Genomic DNA, 21792 nt, shown 5'->3' on the forward strand with positions numbered 1-21792 from the left:
TCGCGGGTCAGGCCGCGAGGCCCAGCGCGGCCATCCGCTTGGTGTGCGCCTCGGTGATCCGCGAGAACATCCGGCCCACCTCGGCCAGGTCGAAGCCGTCGGCCACGCCGCCCACCAGCATGGTGGAGAGCGCATCGCGGTCCGCGACGACCCGCTGCGCCTGCGAAAGCGCCTCGCCCATCAGACGGCGCGCCCACAGTGCGAGACGGCCGCCGACCCGCGGCTCGGCCTCGATGGCCGCGCGCACCTTCTCCACGGCGAACGTGGCGTGCCCGGTGTCGTCGAGTACGGCCAGCACCAGATCACGGGTGTCGGAGTCCAGCCGGGCCGCGACCTCGCGGTAGAAGTCACTGGCGATCGAGTCGCCGACATAGGCCTTGACCAGGCCCTCCAGCCAGTCCGACGGCGCGGTCTGGCGGTGGAACTCGTCCAGCGCGGCGGCGAACGGCTCCATCGCCTCGTTCGGCTCCGCCTCGATCTGCGCCAGCCGCTCCCGCAGCCGCTCGAAGTGGTGGAACTCGGCCGAGGCCATCTTGGCCAGCTCGGCCTTGTCGTCCATCGTCGGCGCGAGCTTGGCGTCCTCCGCCAGGCGCTCGAAGGCGGACAGCTCGCCATAGGCGAGCGCGCCGAGCAGGTCGATCACAGCGGCCCGGTACTGGGGGTCGGCGGATGCCTGCGCCCAGTCCTGGGCGGCGATCCCGGTATGTGTGTGCGCGTCAGCGGCGGCGTTGTCAGGCGTTCCCATGACCGGCACAATAGCCCGCTCGGCCGCCCGGGGAAGGCCCTGGTCAGCCACTCCGGTTCCCCCGTACGAACAGCGGTCGGAGCCCGTGTCCCGGTGCCGCTTCGGGCCGTGATGTATTCCTCACTCATACAAGCCTTCGGATGGGCGCGCCATATCCGGGGTACAGTGGTATTTGGACCTGCCGAGTATCGGTGGGTCGTTCCACGAAGCGGATGCCCGGTCGGTGGCCCGATCGGCTCCAAACCGACCGCCCTCTGACGCGGCGCGTAGCAGACATACGCACGGCAAGAGGGACACCGCTCGCGGCAGGAGTGCCTGAGCGTTGGCAGTGGTCCCGCCCCACCGGCCGCATCATCAGGCCGGCCCGTACGAACTCGTACGAAGGTGCGGTACGACCCCCTTCGCCGCCTCACGCCGCGTCTCACAGAAGAGGCAAGATTCTGTCTACATTTCGAGACCTCGGGATTTTCCCCGAGACGGCCGAGGCCCTGGAAGCCGTCGGCATCATCTCTCCCTTTCCCATCCAGGAACTGACGCTCCCCGTCGCCCTCTCCGGCAACGACGTGATCGGCCAGGCCAAGACCGGCACGGGCAAGACGCTGGGCTTTGGCCTCCCGCTCCTGGAGCGCGTCACGGTCCCCGCCGACGTCGAGGCCGGCCGCGCCAAGCCCGAGCAGCTGACCGAGGCCCCGCAGGCCCTGGTGGTCGTGCCCACCCGTGAGCTGTGCCAGCAGGTCACCAACGATCTGCTCACCGCCGGCAAGGTGCGCAATGTCCGCGTCCTGGCGATCTACGGCGGCCGTGCCTACGAGCCGCAGGTCGAGGCGCTGAAGAAGGGCGTCGACGTGGTCGTCGGCACGCCCGGCCGCCTCCTCGACCTCGCCGGTCAGCGCAAGCTCAACCTCTCCCAGGTCAAGAGCCTGGTGCTGGACGAGGCCGACGAAATGCTCGACCTGGGCTTCCTGCCCGACGTCGAGAAGATCATCCAGCTGCTGCCGGCCAAGCGCCAGACGATGCTGTTCTCCGCGACCATGCCCGGCCAGGTCATCTCCCTGGCCCGCCGCTACATGTCGCAGCCCACGCACATCCGCGCCACCGCGCCGGACGACGAGGGCCAGACCGTCCGCAACACCGCGCAGCACGTCTTCCGGGCCCACTCCATGGACAAGCCGGAGATGGTCGCCCGCATCCTGCAGGCCGAGGGCCGGGGCCTGGCGATGGTGTTCTGCCGTACGAAGCGGACCGCCGCCGATATCGCCGACCAGCTCGCGCGCCGCGGCTTCGCCTCCGGCGCGGTGCACGGCGACCTCGGCCAGGGCGCCCGTGAGCAGGCGCTGCGCGCCTTCCGCAACGGCAAGGTCGATGTCCTGGTCTGCACCGACGTCGCCGCCCGCGGCATCGACGTCGAGGGTGTGACGCACGTCATCAACTACCAGTCGCCCGAGGAAGAGAAGACCTACCTGCACCGCATCGGCCGTACGGGCCGGGCGGGCGCCAAGGGCACCGCGGTCACCCTCGTCGACTGGGACGACATCCCGCGCTGGAAGCTGATCAACAAGGCGCTGGACCTGGCGTTCGACGAGCCGGAGGAGACCTACTCCACCTCGCCGCATCTCTACGAGCAGCTGAACATCCCCGCGGGCACCAAGGGCGTGCTGCCGCGCAACGAGCGCACCCGCGCCGGGCTGGCCGCGGAAGAGGTCGAGGACCTGGGCGAGACCGGCGGCCGCGGCCGTGGCCCCCGTAAGGGCGCCGTCGTCGAGGAGGAGCGCCCCCAGCGCACCCGTACGCCGCGGCAGCGCCGCCGTACCCGTGGCGGTACATCGCTGGACGGGGCGGCCGCCGCCGAAGCGCCGGCGACCGCGTCCCCTGCCGTCGCCGAGGGCACCGAAAGTGCGGAGAACACCGGGCCGCGTCAGCCGCGCCGGCGCCGCCGTACCCGCGGCAGCCAGACCTCGGGCGCAGCGGCCGTCCCGGCCCCGGCCGCCGAGGCCGGGGGCGCCCCGGCCAAGGTGACCGAGGCCGCCCCCAAGGTGACCGAGGCCGCCCCCAAGGTGACCCAGGCTGCCCCCAAGGTGACCCAGGCTGCCGCCGTGGCGGCCGAGGCTCCGGCCGAGCCCGTCAAGCCGCGCCGGCGCCGGGCCCGCATCGTCCGTCCGGAGGACACCGGGAGCTTCCAGACCGTGGAGAGCGCGGCGAGCGCGCTCGCGGCGGCGAAGGGCGCGGCGGTCGTCGCCGAGTCCGCGGCCGCGGCCGAGCCCGCCGAGGCGCCGGCCAAGCCGCGCCGCCGGACCCGCAGCACCGCCAAGGCCGCCGCGGCAACGGCAACGGCACCGGCCGCGGTGACGGAGACCGTCACGGACGCCGCGGTGGAGGCTCCCGCCAAGCCGAAGCGGACCCGTAAGGCAGCGCCCAAGGCCGCCGAGGTCGTGGCGGACACGGCCGAGGCCACCGTGGAGGCGCCGGCCAAGCCGAAGCGGACCCGCAAGGCCGCAGCTGCCAAGCCGGCCGCCGAGAGCGCCGTCGACACCGCCGAGGACGCACCGGCCAAGCCCAAGCGCACGCGGAAGGCCGCGGCCACCACCAAGGCCGCGGCGGACGCACCCGCCGCCGAGGACGCCCCGGCCAAGCCCAAGCGGACCCGTAAGGCCGCGGCCAAGCCGGCCGCGGAGGCGACGGAGACCGCCGAGGCCAAGCCGGTGCGCCGCCGCACCCGCGCCAAGGCGCCCGCCGCCGAGGCCACGCCGGAGAGCTGAGCCTCCCCCGGCTGACGCCGGAATCCCGGCGCGACGACCCGGCGCCCGCACTGTGCGGGCGCCGGGTCGTCGGCGTCCCCGGCCCGGTTTGCCGCCCGGCCCGGATAACCTCACCCCATGAGCAGGCCGCCCACCCTCACACTGCCCCCGTGCGCCCGTGCGTACCGACTCGACACCGAGCGCGGCGCGTTCGCCGTGCAGGACGCCCGGCCCGATGCCGCGCCGATCGGGACCGCCCTCCTGGTGCCCGGATTCACCGGCAGCAAGGAGGACTTCATCGCCTTGCTGGCCCCGCTGGCCGCGGCGGGATTCCGGGCGGTCGCGGTGGACGGGCGCGGTCAGCACGAATCCGCCGGCCCGCGCGATGAACGGGCTTACACGCAAAGGGAGTTGGCTCTCGATGTGCTGGCCCAGGCGCAGGCCCTGCGGGAGCCGGACGGCGGGCCGGTGCATCTGCTGGGGCACTCGCTGGGCGGGCTGGTCACCCGGGCCGCCGTGCTGCTCGACGCCGCCCCGTTCCGCTCGCTGACCGTGCTCAGCTCCGGGCCCGCCGCCATCGAGGCGTCCCAGCAGGCCCGGGTGCGGATGCTGATCGAGGCGCTCGGCACGCTCGACATGGAGAGCGTCTGGCGGGCGATGCGCGAGCTGGATCCCCCGGAGGCGGCGGCCGCGTCGACGCCGCCGGAGATCGGCGCGTTCTTGTACCGCCGTTGGCTGAACACCGTTCCCGAGCAGCTGATCGCGACCGGCCGTCAGATGCTGGAAGAGCCCGACCGGGTGGCGGAGCTGGCCCGTACGGGGCTTGCCACGCATGTGGTCTCCGGCGCCGTCGACTATGCCTGGCCGGTGCCGTCGATGGATGCGATGGCCGAGCGGCTGTCCGCCCGGCGCACCGTCATCGAGGGCGCCGAACACTCCCCCAACGCCGAACGGCCGCAGAAGACGGCCGAGGCGCTCGCCGGCTTCTGGAGCGGTGTGGGCTGAGCGTCGCCCGGCCGTCGGGTACCGCCGCCGGCCCGTGTGGGCCGAGCGGACGGCGTCGCCAGGACAGCACGGGGTGGTTCGGCGAGCATCGAGGGAGGCGGGCCCCCACCGGCGCCCGGCCGGCACCGCTTCGCACGAAGGGCCCGACCATGACCGAGAATCCGTCGACTTCCCCGGCCGGCGCCGAGGACGCCCCCCACGGCATTGCGCTCAACCGGACCTTCGACGCCCGCCGTGAGCTGGTCTTCGAGGCGTGGACGACGCCCGAGCACTTCGCGTACTGGTTCGGCGGGGAGCTGGCGGTGCCGGTCGAGCGGATGGCCATGGACGCCCGGCCGGGCGGGGTCTGGACGCTGGTCATGCGCACCCCGGACGGCGGCGAGCTGCCGTTCTCCGGGGTCTACCGCGAGGTGGCCGCCCCGGAACGGCTGGAGTTCACCCTCAAGGACACGTCCGCACCGAGCTCCGAGGGCGAGATCGTCCGGGTCACCCTGACCGATCTCGGCGACCGTACGGAAATGGCCTTCCGCCAGCTCGGCGGCAACCTCACCCCCGAGCAGTACCGCCAGGCGGAGGCGGGCTGGGCGGGCTTCTTCGACCGCCTCACCGAGCTGCTGGCGAGGGCCTGAGCGGCCTGCGCCGCGGCGCCGCGGGGAAGTGCGCGGCGCCGCGGGGAGCGGTGCCGACAGAAGCCTTCCACGGGCGCTGACGCCTGCCCGGCACCGGCCTAGTACTGCGCCTGGACGTGGTCCCAGAAGCCGTCGCGCAGGACCCGCCGCAGATCGGCATGGCTGCGCAGGGAGTGCCGCAGCAGCACCTCCGCGGCGGTGAGGAGTTCCTGGTCGACGGTGCCGGGCAGATACGGATGGCCCGGCAGCAGCCCGGCCACCCACTCGCGGCCGCGTTCCGACAGCCACTGCGCGGCGACCTGTGCCCCGACGAAGCGGACCTCCGCACGGCTGGGCGCGGGCCCCTCACCCGTCATCTGGTCGCTGTACTCGACGCCGATCCGCCGGGTGACGTACGGCTTGCAGAACTCCAGGTCGAAGGTGCGCGCGCTGTCGACCTCCCACAGCAGCGGCTCGGCCTGATTGCGGCCGCCCGGGGCTTCGATGCCCCACAGGTGCACCCGTGCGCCATAGCCCTGCGCCGCCTCCACCGCGGAGACCAGGTCCTCGTCGCCGCCGATGAGCACCGCATCGCTGATCGCGCGGTGCCGGGCCAGCGACTCCAGGTCGGAGCGGATCAGGGAGTCGACGCCCTTCTGCTGGTTGTTGGCGTTGAGGTTGCCGAGCCTGACCTTCACATCAGGCAGCTCGGCGATCCGCTGCTGTTCCTGGGTGTGGATCCGGCGGCGGGCGCCGTCGTACCAGTAGACGCGCAGCAGCCGGCTGTCCGGGAAGATCATCCGGGCCTTGTCGATAAAGGCCTCGATGATCCCTTCGGCGTCGAGATCGAAGGCCTTGCGGTCCTCCGTGCCGGTGACCAGCCGTCCCGCCGCGGCGTAGACATAGCCCGCGTCCACGAAGGCCGCATGGGTGGACGGCGTGGTGGAGACCTCCGCGAGCACCCGGGTGAGCAGCTCGTTGGTGCGCTCGATCCCGGCGGCGAGCGTGGTGAGGTCGGTGTGGCCCGTGGGCTGGACGTCGTTCATACCGGACCCATTCTCCGGGCGGTCACTCCGCGGGCACAACCGCGCTACCGCTCCGTACTTAGGCCGTCGAAATTTTTCTTTAGCGTAGGGAATGATTGCCCTGGGCAGGTCGTTATACATGGTGGAGCGCCCGGCAGCGACGCCGGGCCGCTCGTATACCCAAGAGTTCTCCGCAGGAGGATCAGACGAAGGGAGAAGCCGTATGCGCTTCGAGATCATGCGCCTGGACGATGTCGACGGTGTCGCCGTGGACAGCACCGTCGTGGACGCCGCCTCCGTCAACCGGATCGTGCAGCAGGCCGCCGCAACGGGCCAGCGCATCTACATCCGCCCGGCCGGCACCGCCGTCCGTTAACGCCCGCTCCGCCGCCCGACGACGCGAGCACCCCGCCTGCCCGGGCCCCCGGGAGCCGGCCGCACCGCACGAGCGCCCCCGTACGACGACTGGAATCAGCACGTCGTACGGGGGCGCTGCGGTGTCCGCGGCCGGCTCCCGGGGCCCGGGCGGGCGTCAGGCTCCCTGGATCACCTGCAGCACGCCGTTGATGATCTGCTGCACCGCGAGGGCGGAGAGCATCATGCCCGCCAGCCGCGTCACCAGGACCACTCCGCCGTCCTTGATCACGCGGATGATCACCAGCGAGAACCGCATCACCAGGTAGAGCACCACATGGATCGCCGCGATCGCCGTCCAGACGGAGAGCTGGGCGGCGAAGCCGTGGGCATGCTGCACCGCAAGGATCACCGACACGATCGCGCCGGGCCCGGCCAGCAGCGGCATGCCCAGCGGCACCAGCGCCACATTGACGTCCTTGGTCTGGGTCGGCTCCTCCGACTTCCCGGTCAGCAGATCCAGTGCGACCAGCAGAAGCAGCAGCCCGCCCGCGATCATCAGCGCGGGTGTCGAGATGTGCAGCCGCCCCAGGATCTGCCGGCCGAAGAGGCCGAAGACGGCGATGACGCAGAACGCGACGGTGGCCGCCTGCCAGGCCATCCGGCGCTGCACCTTGGCGGGCCGGCCGGAGGTCAGGCCCAGGAAGATCGGGGTGATACCCGGCGGGTCCATGATCACGAAGAGGGTGACGAAGAGCGTACTGAAGACAGCGATGTCGAACACGGTGAAGGCCTTGCGAGAGGTGGTACGGGACGAGCGCTCACGGGCGGCGCGCGGGCGCGGGTCCGTAAGGCGGCCAAGGAAGGAAAGGGGAGGAGGAGGTGGGCGGGCAACGGCGGACGGAAGGCGGCATCCGCACCGTCGCCCGGCGGCACCGGGCAGGTGCCGGCGGAGTGCCGGGATACGGGGCGTGCGCGGCGGCCGCCGGCCGCGGCGGGCTCAGCCGCCCGTGCCGGGAACGGGGAAGGCGCCGGTCGCGCGGCGCACGATCTCGCCGTAGATCTCGGGGTCGGTGGTGTATTCACCGAGGCGGCAGGTCTTGCGGCTGCCGTGGTAGTCGCTGGAACCGGTGGTCAGCAGGCCGAGGTCGGCGGCCAGGCCGCGCAGCCGCGCGCGGGTCGGCTCCTCGTGGTCCATGTGGTCGACCTCGATGCCGTCGAGACCGGCCGCGGCGAGCGCGGCGATCGCGCTCTCCGGTACGCAGGAGCCGCGCTTGACGGCCAGCGGATGCGCGAAGACGGTGACCCCGCCGGCGGCCTTGACCAGCCGGATCGCGTCGAACGGGTCGAGCTCGTGCTTCTCCACGTACGCCCGCCCGTCGCCCGCGAGCCACTCGGAGGTGAAGGCATCCGAGACGGAATCGACCACGCCCAGGTCGACGAGGGCGGTGGCGATGTGCGGCCGTCCCACGGCGCCGTCGCCGGCGATCCGGGCGACCTGCTCCCAGGTGACGGGCACACCGAGCTCCCGCAGCTTGGCGACCATTGCCCGGGCCCGCGGCACCCGGTCGTCCCGCACCAGCTCGCGCTCACGGGCGAGCTCCGGCTCCTCGGGGTCGAAGAGGTAGGCGAGCATATGGAGGCTCACCCCGTCGAGCCGGCAGGAGAGTTCGGCGCCGGTGACCAGCGTCAGCCCCGCGGGCAGCGCGGCCCGCGCCTCGGCGTGCCCGCCGACGGTGTCGTGGTCGGTCAGCGCAACGACGTCCAGCCCCGCGGCCGCGGCGCCGCGCACCAGCTCCGCGGGGGTGTCCGTACCGTCGGAGGCCGTGGAGTGGGTGTGCAGATCGATGCGCACGACGCGGACTCCAGACTGCTGCGGGACGGATACGGGACAGATACGGGGCGCGGCCCGGCAGGAGGCCGGGGAGCCCCGTAGGGGACACCGGAAGGATACCGGGCGGCCGGTAGCGCCCATGGCCCGTCGGACGGTGAGGGACGCCACCCCGGCCGTCCACGCCCCCGGCGTCCGCCTCTCCGTCCCCGGCGACCGGCGCCGACGCCGTCTCCGGCGGCCGGCCCTCAGCCCAGAATCCGCGGCGAGATGGCCCCGCACGGCAGCAGATCCACCTCGGCGCCCGCCTCGCGCAGATCGGTCAGCACCAACTCGTCGTACAGCAGCAGCCCCGACTGCTCGGGCCAGGCGATCGCCCAGAGCCACAGCCCGCGCGCCTCGCCCGCGAAGACCGCACGGTCCGCGGGCGCACCGTCGACATGCCACAAGGCGGTCGGGCGGCCGGCGGCGAGCACCTTGGCGTGCGGCGGTTTGTCCACGCACATGTGGGGGCCGGGGTCGGGGCCGTCGATACCGGCGTAGCGCGCGCCGAGGCCGACGCCCAGCTCCTCGGCGATCAGCAGCAGTTCGCCGGGGCCGCCGAGCGGGCCGGGGCCGGTGCAGGCCACCGCGGTCGCGCGGCCGCCGCTGCGGTCGTCACCGGCACAGGCCACGCCGGTGAACAGCCAGCCGACCGGCAGCGGCCAGGGCATCCACACGGGCACCTGCGCGCGCTGCACGACAACGCCGAGCGCTTCGACGCTCGGCGGGACGACGGGCTGGAGTGGGTGCACGGTGCCGTGCAGCGCACACTGCCAGGTGTCGGAGAAGAGACCGGGCGCCCGTACCCGGCCTCCGCACTTCGGACAACTGGGTTCGCCCCTCATAGGCATCCACGGTCCTCCAGCCCCGCCGCCGCGTCAAGGACGATCACCTCACCGGTGCGCCCCGAATCACGTACTCCGCCGTGTAATTGACCGCTTCCCGGCCGCCTGCCCCGTTCAGCCAGGAAATTAGTTGCCACTTGCACTCTTTAGCGTGCCTAACTTATTGTGTGTAAACGTCAACGATCCCGGCGGTCCGGCGGGACCGCGGTGACCAGGGGTACGCAACCGGCAACGGGAAGGGGATCCGCAGCATGAGCGGCACGAAGGGCAGCGGCCACGGCAGCGGCGCGGACGATCCGTCCGGCGAGGGCGGCACCTCCGTCCTCCGCCAGCCGACGGCCGTATGGGCCACGGCGGGCGCCTCGGTCGTGGCCTTCATGGGCATCGGCCTCGTCGACCCGATCCTCCCCTCGATCGCCCGGGGCCTGCACGCCACCAACAGCCAGGTCTCCCTCCTCTTCACCTCCTACTTCCTGATCACCGCCGTCGCGATGCTCGTCACCGGCTTCGTCTCCAGCCGCATCGGCGGCCGTCGGACGCTGCTGGCCGGCCTGGCACTGGTGGTGGTCTTCGCCGCGCTCTCCGGCATGTCGGGGTCGGTCGGCGAGCTCGTCGGCTTCCGGGCCGGCTGGGGCCTGGGCAACGCCCTGTTCGTCTCGACGTCGCTGGCGGTCATCGTGGGTGCGGCGGCCGGGGGATCCGCGGCGGCGATCCTGCTCTACGAGTCCGCGCTCGGCCTCGGCATGGCCTGCGGCCCGCTGCTCGGCGCGCTCCTCGGCGACATGAAGTGGCGCTACCCGTTCTTCGGCACCGCCGCCCTGATGGCCATCGGCTTCCTCGCCATCACCGCCTTCCTCGAGGAGCAGCCGAAGCCGGCGATCAAGACCTCGCTCCTCGACCCGCTCAAGGCGCTCGGCCACGGCGGCCTGGCCTCCACCGCCGTGGCCGCGTTCTTCTACAACTACGCGTTCTTCACGGTGCTGGCCTTCACCCCGTTCGTGCTGAACATGTCGCCGTACAAGTCCGGTGGGGTCTTCTTCGCCTGGGGCGTACTGCTCGCGGTGTTCTCGGTGATCGTGGCGCCCCGGCTGCAGCACCGCTTCGGCTCGCTGAAGGTGCTGGGCGGCTCGCTGCTGCTGCTCGCGGCCGACCTGATCGTGCTGGGCTACGGCGGCCACACCACCGCCGTCGTCTGCACGGTCCTCTCCGGCGCCTTCATCGGCCTGAACAACACCGTCTTCACGGAGCTGGCCCTGGGCGTCTCAAACGCGCCGCGCCCCGTGGCGAGCGCCGGCTACAACTTCGTCCGGTGGTTCGCGGCGGCGGCCGCGCCGTTCCTCGCGCCCAAGATCGAGGAGTGGACCGATATCCACCTCCCCTTCGTGGTCGCGGCCGCCGCCGCGGTGACCGGCGCCGGCGTCGTCGCCGTCCGGCGCCGGGCGCTGACCACCGAGGCCGGGGCACCGGCGCCGCGGCACGCCGGACAGGACCCGGTCGCGGTCCTCGCCGACTGAGGCGGACCGGGCACCGCGCACACCCCGTGGCCCGCCCCCGCACGGAAACTGACGGGGCGTGCGCCGTCGTACCGCCGCGCGCGGCTCAGTCGAGCGGTACGCCCGTACGCAGCGGGTCGCGCAGATCCGTGCCGTGCTCCAGCCAGCGCTTCTCCAGGGCCTCGGCGCCGTGCACCCGCTTCCAGGCGGCCTCGTTGGGCGTCATCGGCAACAGCGGCAGAAAGCGGACCGGCTCCCTCGGCTCATCGAGCGTCAGGTCCTCGACAAGCCCCCCGGGCGAGGCGACCAGGACCGAGGTGAAAGCCGCCCCGGGCCACAGCGGCTCCCCCACGTCCAGTGAGGCTCCGGGAGCCACCACCACCCCCTCGACCTGCGGCGACGCGGCGAGCACGGCGAGCGGCCTGAGCACCTTGTCGCTCTCCACGCGGCCGGCGCGTACGGACAGCAGGAGTTCGGCGCGCGGGCCGCGCAGCGGATCGGCCAGCACGGCGGTGGGATCGGCCATCGGCTGCGCGGACATCCCGAGCGTGGCGTATCGCACCACCCCGTTGTCCACGAAGCGGAGGACCTCGATACGGTCGGTGCCGAGGAACGTGACGGCGGCGCGCGCGTCCGGCTCGCCCAGGGTCGTCCGCAACCGGGCCTCGACCAGCTCAAGAACGTCAGACATGACGCGAGCATAGGCCGGAGCCTTCGCCCGGCCGTCACCGCTCCACGGGCTTCCCCGGGCGCCGTCCGGGGACCCGGCGCGGCGTCCCGTTCTTCGTATGGAACGGGCAAAGCGGCGCCGTAGCACTGCAGGCGACTGATAGCCTTGCCGTCTGCTCAGGGAATGACGTCGTCCCCCAACGGGGACCGGCCGGAGGAGGTGGGGCTGCGGTGGATCCGAGTCGACCGTGCAGTACCGATAGTTCTCCTGTCATCCCCTTCGCGCAGCGAATCTCCTGATCCGAGAGCTTCCGTACCCCGCCGCTCAGCGGCGAAACCAAGGAAGCACCTTTGCGCCGGATGTAGATGACGGAAGAGCGCCTTCGACTCTTTGTTCCGTGTTTTCTGCGAACTGCCGTCAGTGCCCTCGCACGAGCGCCGCCCGCTTTGCGGACGTACAGCCGATGACGCCTCGTACGTCCACGTTCCGGGCAGCGTTGCGCCCCGCGCTCGCCACTGACGGCCGGCCCGTGAAGGAGCCTGCCATGTCGATGATCCGTGACCTGCGTGCCGCCGTCCGCCCCTCCCGGCGGCGCGACAGCACCCCGTACCACTACGAGAAGTCCGCCCCGGCCTGCGCCAACAGCGCCATCGTCGACTGCGGTGTGTACCGCGAGGGCCGCCGGGTGAGCGAGCACGTCACCCCGGCCGCGGCGATGGCCTCGGTCCGCTCCGAGGGCGGCTTCGCCTGGATCGGGCTGCACGAGCCCACCGAGGCCGAATTCGCCGGTATCGCCCAGGAGTTCGGGCTGCACCCGCTCGCCGTCGAGGACGCCGTGCACGCCCACCAGCGGCCGAAGCTGGAGCGCTACGACGAGACCCTGTTCACCGTCTTCAAGACGGTCCACTACGTGGAGCACACCGAGCTGACCGCCACCAGTGAGGTGGTGGAGACCGGTGAGGTGATGTGCTTCACCGGCCGGGACTTCATCGTCACCGTGCGGCACGGCGGCCAGGGCTCGCTGCGCGCGCTGCGGCACCGGCTGCAGGACGATCCGGAACTGCTGGCCAAGGGGCCGTCCGCGGTGCTGCACGCCATCGCCGACCAGGTCGTCGACGGCTATATGGCGGTGGCCGGCGCGGTCCAGGACGACATCGACGAGGTGGAGATCGACGTCTTCAGCTCGGGCACCAACGGCAAGGGCACCGGCGGCAAGGGTTCCCCCAAGGGCGGCGACGCCGGGCGGATCTACCAACTCAAGCGCGAGGTGCTGGAGTTCAAGCGGGCGGTGTCGCCGCTGCTGCGGCCGATGCAGCTGCTGAGCGAGCGTCCGATGCGGCTGGTCGACTCCGACATCCAGAAGTACTTCCGGGATGTCGCCGACCACCTGGCGCGGGTCAACGAGCAGGTGCTGTCCTTCGACGATCTGCTCAACTCCATCCTGCAGGCCAACCTCGCGCAGGCGGCCGTCGCGCAGAACGAGGACATGCGCAAGATCACGGCGTGGGCGGCGATCTTCGCCGTCCCCACGATGATCGCCGGGATCTACGGCATGAACTTCGACTACATGCCGGAGCTGCACTGGAAGTTCGGCTATCCGGCGATGATGCTGGTGACGGTCGCCATCTGCTTCGGCATCCACCGCGGGTTCAAGCGCAACGGGTGGCTGTGACGCGGACCGGGCGGGGTCCGGGCCGGCCGCGTCCCATCGCCCGGACGGCCCCCGACCGCCCGGTGCCGGGCCATTAGGCTGGACCGTATGACGGAGACCGTGTCGCAGGCCCTGCAGGATCGGGCGCTCATCGAAGAGGCCACGAAGAAGTCCGGCCTCATCTGGGTGCGGGGGAACGCCGGCCCGGCCCGGGCGCTGTGGCATCTGTGGCACGACGGAGCCGCCTGCCTCGTCGGGGGCGGACCCGGCGAACAGCCGCTGGACGACCTCGGGCTCACCGACGGCGGCACGGCGACGGTCACCGTACGCAGCAAGGACAAGGGCGGCCGGCTGATCGCCTGGCAGGCCACCGTCGTCGAGCCGGCGCCCGGGAGTGAGGCCTGGCAGGCCGCCGTCGACGAGCTGAAGGGCAAGCGCCTCAACGCGCCGGATGCCGACACCCTCACGGAGCGCTGGGCGCGCGAGTGCCGGGTGCTGCGGCTGGAGCCGACCGGGGCGGCGGAGCAGCGCCCCGGGCAGATGCCGGAGGGCTCACACGCCGCACCGCCGCTCGCGACCCCCGCGATCACCCGGCGTCCGGCGCCCGCGGCGCTGCCGAAGCTGCTGCGGCGGGGGCGCAAGGGCTGAAGCCCGGGTGGTGGCGCCAAGGGCTGAAGCCGAGCGGTGAGGGCCGCGGCCCGCCCCCGGATCTCAGCCCTTTTCCGGCCCTTTCCCGGCCCTTTTCGCTTCTCGGCGCTTGCCCGGCGCTTGCCCGGCCCGTATCTCAGCGCTTGCCGGAGATCTTGGAGCCGTAGTCCACGACCTGGTCCCTGGGCGGGGCCTTGAGGTCCACGCTCCGGCCCCAGTCGGCCAGCCGGACCACCCCCGCGCCGCCCGCGCGCTGGAGCCGCAGCGGGTAGGGCGTGCCCTCCAGGGAGACGTCCAGGGTGCCGCCGGAGCCCGCGCCGGCGGCCACCCGGACGGTGCGGACCCCGTCGATGTCGCTGCGGCTTCCGGTCGTCAGTTTGCCGTGCAGCCCGAGGAGGCCGGCGAGCAGTGTGTCCTTGTCGGTGAAGCCGCTGAAGCGCTGGTAGACCGGGTCGGTGGACGGAACCTTGACGTATTTGCCGTCGAGCTTGCCCGCCGCCTGGCTGGGCTTGCCCGAGGCACCGCCCTTCTCGCCGGCCCAGAAGGCCGCGTTCGCCTTCAGATAGAGCGCATCGCCGACCCGCAGCAGCTGGAAGGCGGCCGCCTTCGTGGTCAGCTCCCCCTTCGCGCCGTCCTTCGCCAGCCGCATGTCGAGCTTGTAGGTGCGGCCCTGGCTGACGACATTGCCGGAGAGGTGCACGGTGTCCGCCCGCTGGGCCGCGGCCCGCGCCTTGGATTCGATCTTCGCGGCGGGCAGCTTCCCCACGCCGTTGGTGCCGGCGTCCGGGTCTTCCCCGCCGCAGCCCGTCACCGCCACGGCCAGTACCGCACAGACCGCCCCCACGAGCGCGGCCCGTCCCGTACGACGGGTTCCGGCCAGGGGTCGAGGGCCGGCGCCCGGGGGAATTGCGCTCACGTCGGCTGTGCCTCCTGATGCGGGTGACCTCGACAGCAGTACGGCAGCGTACCTGGGCCGCGCACGGTCTTCGGCGGGGTGCGTGGCGGTCACCCTACGGCCTCCTTCCCCGGGGCGGCGCGGGCCGGGGCGCGTTAGCCTGAACCCGCATTGATGCCCTATTTCGGGGCCGAACGGGAGAAAGGGCGGCACTCTGCATGGCAGTGGTGACTCCCCGGGTCTTCGTCTCCCATCTCGCCGGCATCGCCGTCTTCGACCCCAACGGCGACCAGGTCGGCCGGCTGCGGGACCTCGTCGCGCTGCTCCGGGTCGGCGACCGTCCCCCGCGGGTGCTCGGGGTGGTCGTCGAGGTGATCAGCAGGCGCCGGATCTTCGTGCCCATGACGCGGGTGACGGGGGTGGAGTCCGGCCAGATCATCATCACCGGCGTGGTCAATATGCGGCGCTTCGAGCAGCGGACGTCCGAGACGCTGGTACTCGGCGAACTGCTCGACCGGCGGGTGCGCCTGGTGGAGACCGACGAGGAGGTCACCGTCCTCGACATCGGCCTCACCCAGCTGCCGGCCCGCCGCGACTGGGAGATCGACAAGGTCTTCGTGCGGAAGGGCAAGGGCGGGGCGCTGCGCCGCAAGGGCGAGGTGCTGACCGTCGAGTGGTCGGCGGTGACCGGCTTCTCGCTGGAGGAGCACGGGCAGGGCGCGGAGAGCCTGCTCGCCACCTTCGAACAGCTGCGGCCCGCCGACCTCGCCGGTGTGCTGCACCATCTCTCCGCCAAGCGGCGCGCCGAGGTCGCCGCGGCGCTCGACGACGACCGGCTGGCGGACGTCCTGGAGGAGCTGCCGGAGGACGACCAGGTCGAGATCATCGGCAAGCTGAAGGACGAGCGGGCCGCCGACGTCCTGGAGGCGATGGACCCGGACGACGCCGCCGACCTGCTCTCCGAGCTGCCGGAGGAGGAGAAGGAACGGCTGCTGGCGCTGATGCGGCCGGAGGAGGCCGCCGATGTGCGACGGCTGATGTCGTACGAGGAGCGGACCGCGGGCGGGCTGATGACCACCGAGCCGATCGTGCTGCGCCCGGACGCGACGGTCGCGGACGCGCTGGCGCGGGTGCGCGACCCGGACCTCTCGCCCGCGCTGGCCGCCCAGATCTACGTCTGCCGGCCGCCGGACGAGACGCCCACCGGCAAGTACCTGGGCCTGGTGCACTTCCAACGGCTGCTGCGCGACCCGCCGTTCACCCTCGTCAGCTCGATCGCCGACACCGATCTGCCGGCCCTGCCGCCGGACACCCCGCTGCCGGAGGTGACCAGCTATCTGGCCGCGTACAACATGGTCGCCGCCCCGGTCGTGGACGAGAGCGGGGCGCTGCTGGGCGCGGTCACCGTCGATGACGTGCTGGACCATCTGCTGCCGGACGACTGGCGGGAGGACGGGCTGCACGGCCCGGCCACGGCCGGCCTGAACGGCGACCGGCCCCTCGGGGAGAGTGCGCATGGCCGGTGAGGAGCGGGAGGGCGCCAGGGAGCGGTCGCGGGCGAACGGCTCCTCGGCGATGCGCCGGGGCGCCGCGGACCGGCCGCGGGTGCGCCTCGACCAGCCGCGCGCGCCGCGCCGTACGTTCCTGCCGGAGTACGACCCGGAGGCGTTCGGGCGGCTTTCGGAGAAGATCGCCCGCTTCCTGGGGACCGGCCGCTTCATCGTCTGGATGACCGTCACCATCATCCTGTGGGTCCTCTGGAACACCACGGTGCCCAGCGGCCTGAGGTTCGATCAGTACCCGTTCATCTTCCTGACGCTGGCGCTGTCCCTGCAGGCGTCGTACGCCGCGCCGCTGATCCTGCTGGCGCAGAACCGCCAGGACGACCGCGACCGGGTCACCCACGAGCAGGACCGCAAGCAGAACGAACGGTCCATCGCCGATACCGAGTATCTGACCCGGGAGATCGCGGCCCTGCGGCTCGGCCTGGGGGAGGTCGCCACCCGCGACTGGATCCGCTCCGAGCTCCAGGACATGCTCAGGGATCTGGAGCTGCGGCAGCCGGCCGGCGCGGAGAGTGATGAACGCGACCGCTGACGGGCTTTCCGGAGGCACCCTCACGCGCCGTACCATCGGGACATGGCCAACGACACTCCCCCAGGCACCGCACCGAGCGAGGACGCGATCCGCGACGCGCTCGCGACGGTGAACGACCCCGAGATCCACCGTCCCATCACCGAACTGGGGATGGTCAAATCGGTGGACATCGCGGCGGACGGCGCGGTGGCGGTCGTGGTCTACCTCACGGTCTCCGGCTGTCCGATGCGCGAGACGATCACCAACAACGTGCGGGAAGCCGTCGAGCGGGTCGAGGGCGTCACCTCCGTCGCCGTCGAGCTGGACGTGATGAGCGACGAGCAGCGCAAGGAGCTGACCACCTCGCTGCGCGGGGGCACCGCCGAGCGCGAGGTGCCGTTCGCCCAGCCCGGTTCGCTGACCCGGGTCTACGCCGTCGCCTCCGGCAAGGGCGGCGTCGGCAAGTCGTCGGTGACCGTCAACCTCGCCGCGGCGATGGCGGCCGACGGCCTGAAGGTCGGTGTCGTGGACGCCGACATCTACGGCCACTCCGTGCCCCGCATGCTCGGCGCCGACGGCAAGCCCACCCAGGTCGAGAACATGATCATGCCGCCGTCGGCGAACGGCGTGAAGGTCATCTCGATCGGCATGTTCACCCCGGGCAACGCCCCGGTGGTCTGGCGCGGCCCGATGCTGCACCGCGCGCTCCAGCAGTTCCTGGCCGACGTGTACTGGGGCGACCTGGACGTTCTGCTGCTGGACCTGCCGCCCGGCACCGGCGATATCGCCATCTCGGTGGCGCAGCTCGTCCCGAACGCCGAGATCCTGGTCGTCACCACCCCGCAGCAGGCCGCGGCCGAGGTCGCCGAGCGGGCCGGTTCGATCGCCGTGCAGACCCACCAGAAGATCGTCGGCGTGGTCGAGAACATGTCCGGGCTGCCCTGCCCGCACTGCGACGAGATGGTCGACGTCTTCGGCACCGGCGGCGGCGAGCGGGTCGCCGAGGGCCTGACGAAGACGACCGGTACGCAGGTGCCGGTGCTCGGTGCCATTCCGATCGACGTCCGGCTGCGCGAGGGTGGCGACGAGGGCAGGCCGGTCGTGCTGACCGACCCCGACTCCCCCGCCGGCTCGGCGATCCGCACGATCGCGGGCAAGCTGGGCGGCCGGCAGCGGGGCCTGCAGGGCATGTCGCTGGGTATCACCCCGCGCAACAAGTTCTGAGAGCGCGGCGGCCGCGAACACCGGATGACGCGCAGAAGGGGCGGGCCCGTGCGGGCCCGCCCCTTCTGCGTTGCCGTTCAGCTCTTTTCCTGCGCTGCCGTTCAGCCCTGGTACTCGGCCAGATCCTTGATCACCGAGAAGCCCAGCCCGTACGCGCTCATCCCCCGCCCGTAGGCACCGATGTGGACGCCCTCGGATCCCTCGGGCCCCTCGCTCGCCGAGCCGGCCAGGACCCAGCCGTACTCGGACTCGCGGTAGGCGAAGGACGTCGGCACACCGTCCACCGGCAGCATCAGCTCGCTCCAGCTCCCGCCGCCGAGGTCGTCGGCCAGCTCCCAGGCGAGCATCGTCTGCTGGTCCAGCCAGTCCTGGCGCAGCGTCCGGTCCATCCGGGTGGGCCAGGTCTGTGCGAGCAGGCCCGAGCCGGCGAGCCAGGCGGCCGTCGAGACCGAGGTCGCCTCCAGTACGCCGGTGCCGTCGGCGCTGCGCCGTACGGGGCGGCTGGCGACCGTCACCACGACCGCGAACCGCTCGTCCTGCGGCGGTTCCACCTTGATGGTGGGCTCCTCGCCATGCCCCGTGGCGCCGTGTTCGACGGTGCCGTCCGCGGCTGCGCCGACCTGCATCAGCCAGCGCGGACCGGTGAACGCCTCGTCGAGGCCGTACCACGGGAACGCGGCCAGCAGATAGCCGTCGACCTTCCGGCCGGCCTCTGCGGACACCCCTTGTGCCGCTGTCCGACTCGTCGTCTCCATCTGCGCGGAGCCTCCTTGTTGCCCTGCGTCGTGGGCGGCCCGCCCCCCTCAGGCGACCGAACCCCGGACACCCGGAGCATAGCCATAGGCGTCAACACAGCCGGTCATACCGGTGTGTGTCAGGTGGCGTCGGCGTCGAACGGCGGACGCTCGTCCGGCTGACGGCTTCCGGCCTTCTTGACCAGGTCAGGGCGCCCGGCGGAGGCGGCCGGGGACTCCTTGGACAGGCTGGGACCTGCCCCGTTCGAGGGCGTGGCGGAAGAGGCGCTGTCGTGGCCGTGGACGGCGTCGGTGACCTCGGCCATCTCCTTCTTCAGGTCGAAGCCGTTACGGATCTCCTGGAGGTCCTTGAGGCCGTACTCGTCCTTGTCCAGGACATGCTTGCGCACGAAGTTCTTGGGCTGGAGGTCCTCGAACTCGAAGTCCTTGAAGTCCGGCCCGAGCTCGCTGCGGATGTCTTCCTTGGCGCTGTCGGAGAACGCCCGCACCTTGCGGATGAAGCCCATGACGTCCTGGATGACCTTGGGCAGCTTGTCCGGGCCGAAGACGAGCACCGCAAGGATCACGAGCGCCACCAGCTCGAGGGGTCCTATATCGAAGAACACCTAGCAGCTCCTTGGGTAATCCGCGGCCTTCGTCGGCCTATGGGCCAGGCCGCCTATCACGGTACCTGGCCCCGTACGTCGGGCGGGAGTCGCCCGTACCAACACCATGCAAACGATCAACCCGTGCTGGAGGAACCCAGGCTGAGCCGTACGGAGCGGTCCTTGCCGCCCCGCAGGAGGGTGAGCACCAGCGTGTCGCCGGGCCGGTGGCTGCGGATCTTGACGATCAGTTCCTCACCGCTGTGCACCGGGGCACCGTCCACCTTGGTGATCACGTCGCCGGCCTTGATCCCGGCCTCGGCGCCGGGGCCGTCCGGGATGACCGACGGCTTGCCGCTCTTGCTGTGCTCGCTGACCCGCGCCCCGTCGCCGGCGTACTCCATCTCCAGGGTCACGCCGATCACCGGATGGGTCGCCCGGCCGGTGTTGATCAGCTCCTCGGCCACCCGCTTGGCCTGGTTGATCGGTATGGCGAAGCCCAGCCCTATGCTGCCGCCCTGGGCGCCGCCGGCCTGGCCGCTGCCGCTGTCGGCCGCCCGGATGGCGCTGTTGATGCCGATCACCCGCGCCTTGGCGTCCACCAGCGGGCCGCCGGAGTTACCGGGGTTGATGGGCGCATCGGTCTGCAGCGCGTCCACGTACGAGACATCGCTGCCGTCGCCCTTCTCGCCGCCCGCGGTGATCGGGCGCTGCTTGGCGCTGATGATCCCCGAGGTGACGGTGTTGGCGAGGTCGAAGGGTGCGCCGATCGCCACCACCGGGTCGCCCACCTGCACGGAGTCGGAGTTGCCGAGGGTGAGCGGACGCAGTCCCGTGACGCCTTCCACCTGGACGACGGCGAGGTCATAGCCGCCGTCCTGGCCGACGACCTTGGCCTTGGCCGTCTGGCCGCCGCTGAAGGTCACCGAGATCTCGCCACCGTTGCCGGCCGGCTGGACGACATGGTTGTTGGTGAGGATGTGGCCCTGATGGTCGAGGACGAAGCCGGTGCCGGTGCCCTGCTCGGCGCTGCCCCGCACATGGATCGTGACCACGCCGGGCAGCGCGGTCTGCGCGATCCCGGCGACGCTGTCGGGCCTGCGGCCCCCCTCGTCACCGGCGGACTGCGGCAGCCTGATGTCGTTGATCCCGCCGTAGCGCTCGACATACGCGCCGATGCCGCCGCCGATGCCGCCCGCGAGCAGCGCCAGCGCCACCGCGCCGGCGACCAGCGGCCCGCGCCGACGGCGCCGGTCGTGCGACGACGGGGCGAGGGGGCCGCCCTGCAGGGGCGCGCGCCACGGGTCGTAGTGCTGCCAGGCGCCGTGGGGGGCGGGGTGCTGCCCCTGGGAGGCGGGGTGCTGTCCCTGGGGGGCCGGGTGCTGTCCCTGGGGGGCCGGGTGCTGTCCCTGGGCGGAGGCCGGTCCCTGGTCGCCGGGCAGGGCGGGGTAGGGCTGCGGCTGGGCCGCATACGGCGCGGCGGGGGCGGCCGGCGGGCGGGGGCCACCGTCGCCGGGGTGGGGGACGAAGGCGCCGTCCGCGCTGTCCTGCGCCGAGCCGTTGGGTCCGGCTGCCGCCGCTCCGGGCACGGCGCCCAGGGGGGTGGTCTGCGGGGCAGCGGCCTGGGGGCCGGTGGCGGGCGGGGCAGCGGTCCGGGGTGCGTCGGGCTGCTGGGGGACGGGCTGTGCCGCGGCGGTGTGCGGTGCGTCGGCGCGGGGGGCGGCACCCGGAGCGGAAGAGGGCTGCGGGGGGCCGGACTTCTGGAGTCCCGGGTGCGAGGCGCGCGGCTCGGCGGCCGGGGCACCGTACGGGGGCAGCGGCCCGGCGGCCGGCGGGAGGGCGGTGCCGTGCGCGGGGGTGGCCACCGGCCGCTGTACGGGCGGTGCGGGCGCCCACGGCCCGGGACCGCCGTACGGAGGGGTGCCGTACGGGTCCTCGGCGTGCAACGGCTGCTGCCGCGGCGGTGTGGCGCTCGGGGTCCCGGATGCGGGGGCTCCGGGCGCGGGCGTCCCGGAAACCGGAGCGGGGGCTGCCGCCGTGGTCGTGGCCGCTTCGTCCGGGGCCCCGTCTGCCCGGTGCAGTGCCTCGCCCCGCGTGGCACCGGTGACCCGGCCGAGCGTCATGGTCGACGGGGCCGGTCGCGCACCGCTCGTCCCGGCGCCCGCGGCCCCGGCTTCCTCCTCGCGCGTCCGGTCCGGGGCTGTCGTTCCGCGTGCCACCGTCAACTCATCGGCCGCGGCGTCCGCTTCGGGACTCCCGGTGCTCCCGGAAGAAGGCTCCGGCGGTATGCCCGCCCCTGAGCCCTCGCGCGGCTCCGGCGGACGGACGATCCAGTCCTGTGCCCCCTGCGCGTCGGGGGTGCCGGATGCGCCGGACGCTTCGGCCACCGTGCCGTCCGCAGCGCCGCCCGCCCTGCCGTTCGCAGCACCGCCCGCCGTGCCGCCGGCGGGCGGCACCGCCTGCGGACCGGCCTCGGCGGACGGTTCGGTGCGCGGGGGGTCTCCCGGGCGGCTCCACCACTTCAGCTTCGGCCCGGCGGCCTTACCGTCGTCCATGCTCTCCCCAGAATTCGCCCGCGGACCTGCGCGGGCCACCACCACCTCGCG

20 protein-coding genes are annotated in these 21792 nt (G+C 72.5%); 10 read left to right on the plus strand and 10 right to left on the minus strand.

Features of this window, described 5'->3' with window-relative positions:
* Positions 1-7 precede the first annotated feature (7 nt).
* Positions 8-745, minus strand: coding sequence for a ferritin-like fold-containing protein (locus OHS81_RS11800; protein ID WP_088799797.1), 738 nt, complete (start codon positions 743-745; stop codon positions 8-10).
* A 350-nt stretch (positions 746-1095) separates the two neighbouring features.
* Here OHS81_RS11800 and OHS81_RS11805 point away from each other — a divergent pair, with 350 nt between their 5' ends.
* The 3 genes from OHS81_RS11805 to OHS81_RS11815 all read left to right on the plus strand — a co-directional run bounded on the left by OHS81_RS11805 (position 1096) and on the right by OHS81_RS11815 (position 5114).
* On the plus strand, positions 1096-3501 hold the full coding sequence (locus tag OHS81_RS11805; RefSeq protein WP_443058841.1) for a DEAD/DEAH box helicase: 2406 nt from the start codon (positions 1096-1098) through the stop codon (positions 3499-3501).
* Between the two features lie 117 nt (positions 3502-3618).
* Positions 3619-4485 carry an alpha/beta fold hydrolase gene (locus tag OHS81_RS11810; protein WP_328384743.1) on the plus strand — a complete coding sequence of 289 codons (867 nt, stop codon included), beginning with the start codon at positions 3619-3621 and terminating at the stop codon, positions 4483-4485.
* A gap of 149 nt (positions 4486-4634) precedes the next feature.
* Positions 4635-5114: an SRPBCC family protein gene (locus OHS81_RS11815; protein ID WP_328384744.1), complete on the plus strand. Its 480-nt coding sequence runs from the start codon at positions 4635-4637 to the stop codon at positions 5112-5114.
* 98 nt (positions 5115-5212) lie between these two features.
* Here the strand turns inward: OHS81_RS11815 and OHS81_RS11820 are convergent, their stop codons facing one another.
* On the minus strand, positions 5213-6139 hold the full coding sequence (locus tag OHS81_RS11820) for an NYN domain-containing protein (protein WP_328384745.1): 927 nt from the start codon (positions 6137-6139) through the stop codon (positions 5213-5215).
* A gap of 202 nt (positions 6140-6341) precedes the next feature.
* On the opposite strand from OHS81_RS11820, the gene OHS81_RS11825 reads away from it, so the two are divergent.
* Positions 6342-6494, plus strand: coding sequence for a hypothetical protein (locus tag OHS81_RS11825; protein WP_088799792.1), 153 nt, complete (start codon positions 6342-6344; stop codon positions 6492-6494).
* A 156-nt stretch (positions 6495-6650) separates the two neighbouring features.
* Here the strand turns inward: OHS81_RS11825 and OHS81_RS11830 are convergent, their stop codons facing one another.
* The 3 genes from OHS81_RS11830 to OHS81_RS11840 form a co-directional block, all read right to left on the minus strand.
* Positions 6651-7256 carry a MarC family protein gene (locus tag OHS81_RS11830; RefSeq protein WP_129294305.1) on the minus strand — a complete coding sequence of 202 codons (606 nt, stop codon included), beginning with the start codon at positions 7254-7256 and terminating at the stop codon, positions 6651-6653.
* A 216-nt stretch (positions 7257-7472) separates the two neighbouring features.
* Positions 7473-8327, minus strand: a complete 855-nt coding sequence (locus tag OHS81_RS11835) for a PHP domain-containing protein (RefSeq protein WP_328384746.1) — start codon at positions 8325-8327, stop codon at positions 7473-7475.
* 224 nt (positions 8328-8551) lie between these two features.
* A complete protein-coding gene (locus OHS81_RS11840; protein ID WP_088799789.1) occupies positions 8552-9190 on the minus strand; it encodes a DUF6758 family protein in 639 nt (212 codons plus the stop codon).
* Between the two features lie 251 nt (positions 9191-9441).
* Here OHS81_RS11840 and OHS81_RS11845 point away from each other — a divergent pair, with 251 nt between their 5' ends.
* On the plus strand, positions 9442-10704 hold the full coding sequence (locus OHS81_RS11845; protein WP_328384747.1) for an MFS transporter: 1263 nt from the start codon (positions 9442-9444) through the stop codon (positions 10702-10704).
* An 85-nt stretch (positions 10705-10789) separates the two neighbouring features.
* Here the strand turns inward: OHS81_RS11845 and OHS81_RS11850 are convergent, their stop codons facing one another.
* Entirely contained in the window at positions 10790-11374 is a 585-nt protein-coding gene (locus OHS81_RS11850) for a suppressor of fused domain protein (protein ID WP_328384748.1), read from the minus strand.
* A 523-nt stretch (positions 11375-11897) separates the two neighbouring features.
* Here OHS81_RS11850 and OHS81_RS11855 point away from each other — a divergent pair.
* Both OHS81_RS11855 and OHS81_RS11860 read left to right on the plus strand, forming a co-directional pair.
* Positions 11898-13025, plus strand: a complete 1128-nt coding sequence (locus tag OHS81_RS11855) for a magnesium and cobalt transport protein CorA (RefSeq protein WP_328384749.1) — start codon at positions 11898-11900, stop codon at positions 13023-13025.
* A gap of 87 nt (positions 13026-13112) precedes the next feature.
* Positions 13113-13652, plus strand: a complete 540-nt coding sequence (locus OHS81_RS11860; RefSeq protein WP_328384750.1) for a hypothetical protein — start codon at positions 13113-13115, stop codon at positions 13650-13652.
* A gap of 136 nt (positions 13653-13788) precedes the next feature.
* On the opposite strand, the gene OHS81_RS11865 is transcribed toward OHS81_RS11860, so the two are convergent.
* Positions 13789-14568, minus strand: coding sequence for a hypothetical protein (locus tag OHS81_RS11865; RefSeq protein ID WP_328384751.1), 780 nt, complete (start codon positions 14566-14568; stop codon positions 13789-13791).
* Positions 14569-14765: 197 nt separating this feature from the next.
* On the opposite strand from OHS81_RS11865, the gene OHS81_RS11870 reads away from it, so the two are divergent.
* The 3 genes from OHS81_RS11870 to OHS81_RS11880 are packed head-to-tail and all read left to right on the plus strand — an operon-like array spanning position 14766 to position 17847.
* Positions 14766-16073 (plus strand): magnesium transporter MgtE N-terminal domain-containing protein, encoded by a 1308-nt coding sequence (locus tag OHS81_RS11870; protein ID WP_328384752.1) that lies wholly within the window; start codon positions 14766-14768, stop codon positions 16071-16073.
* Positions 16063-16644 (plus strand): DUF1003 domain-containing protein, encoded by a 582-nt coding sequence (locus tag OHS81_RS11875; protein ID WP_328384753.1) that lies wholly within the window; start codon positions 16063-16065, stop codon positions 16642-16644. The genes OHS81_RS11870 and OHS81_RS11875 overlap by 11 nt, the downstream gene beginning before the upstream one ends.
* A 42-nt stretch (positions 16645-16686) precedes the next feature.
* Positions 16687-17847: an Mrp/NBP35 family ATP-binding protein gene (locus OHS81_RS11880; protein WP_328384754.1), complete on the plus strand. Its 1161-nt coding sequence runs from the start codon at positions 16687-16689 to the stop codon at positions 17845-17847.
* A gap of 101 nt (positions 17848-17948) precedes the next feature.
* Here the strand turns inward: OHS81_RS11880 and OHS81_RS11885 are convergent, their stop codons facing one another.
* The 3 genes from OHS81_RS11885 to OHS81_RS11895 all read right to left on the minus strand — a co-directional run bounded on the left by OHS81_RS11885 (position 17949) and on the right by OHS81_RS11895 (position 21741).
* A complete protein-coding gene (locus OHS81_RS11885; protein WP_328384755.1) occupies positions 17949-18602 on the minus strand; it encodes a hypothetical protein in 654 nt (217 codons plus the stop codon).
* A 119-nt stretch (positions 18603-18721) separates the two neighbouring features.
* On the minus strand, positions 18722-19207 hold the full coding sequence (locus OHS81_RS11890) for a sec-independent translocase (RefSeq protein ID WP_328384756.1): 486 nt from the start codon (positions 19205-19207) through the stop codon (positions 18722-18724).
* Positions 19208-19323: 116 nt separating this feature from the next.
* Positions 19324-21741, minus strand: coding sequence for a trypsin-like peptidase domain-containing protein (locus OHS81_RS11895; protein ID WP_443058688.1), 2418 nt, complete (start codon positions 21739-21741; stop codon positions 19324-19326).
* Positions 21742-21792: the final 51 nt, after the last annotated feature.

The organism is Streptomyces sp. NBC_00400, assembly GCF_036048035.1.
In the GTDB taxonomy this organism is placed as follows: domain Bacteria; phylum Actinomycetota; class Actinomycetes; order Streptomycetales; family Streptomycetaceae; genus Streptomyces.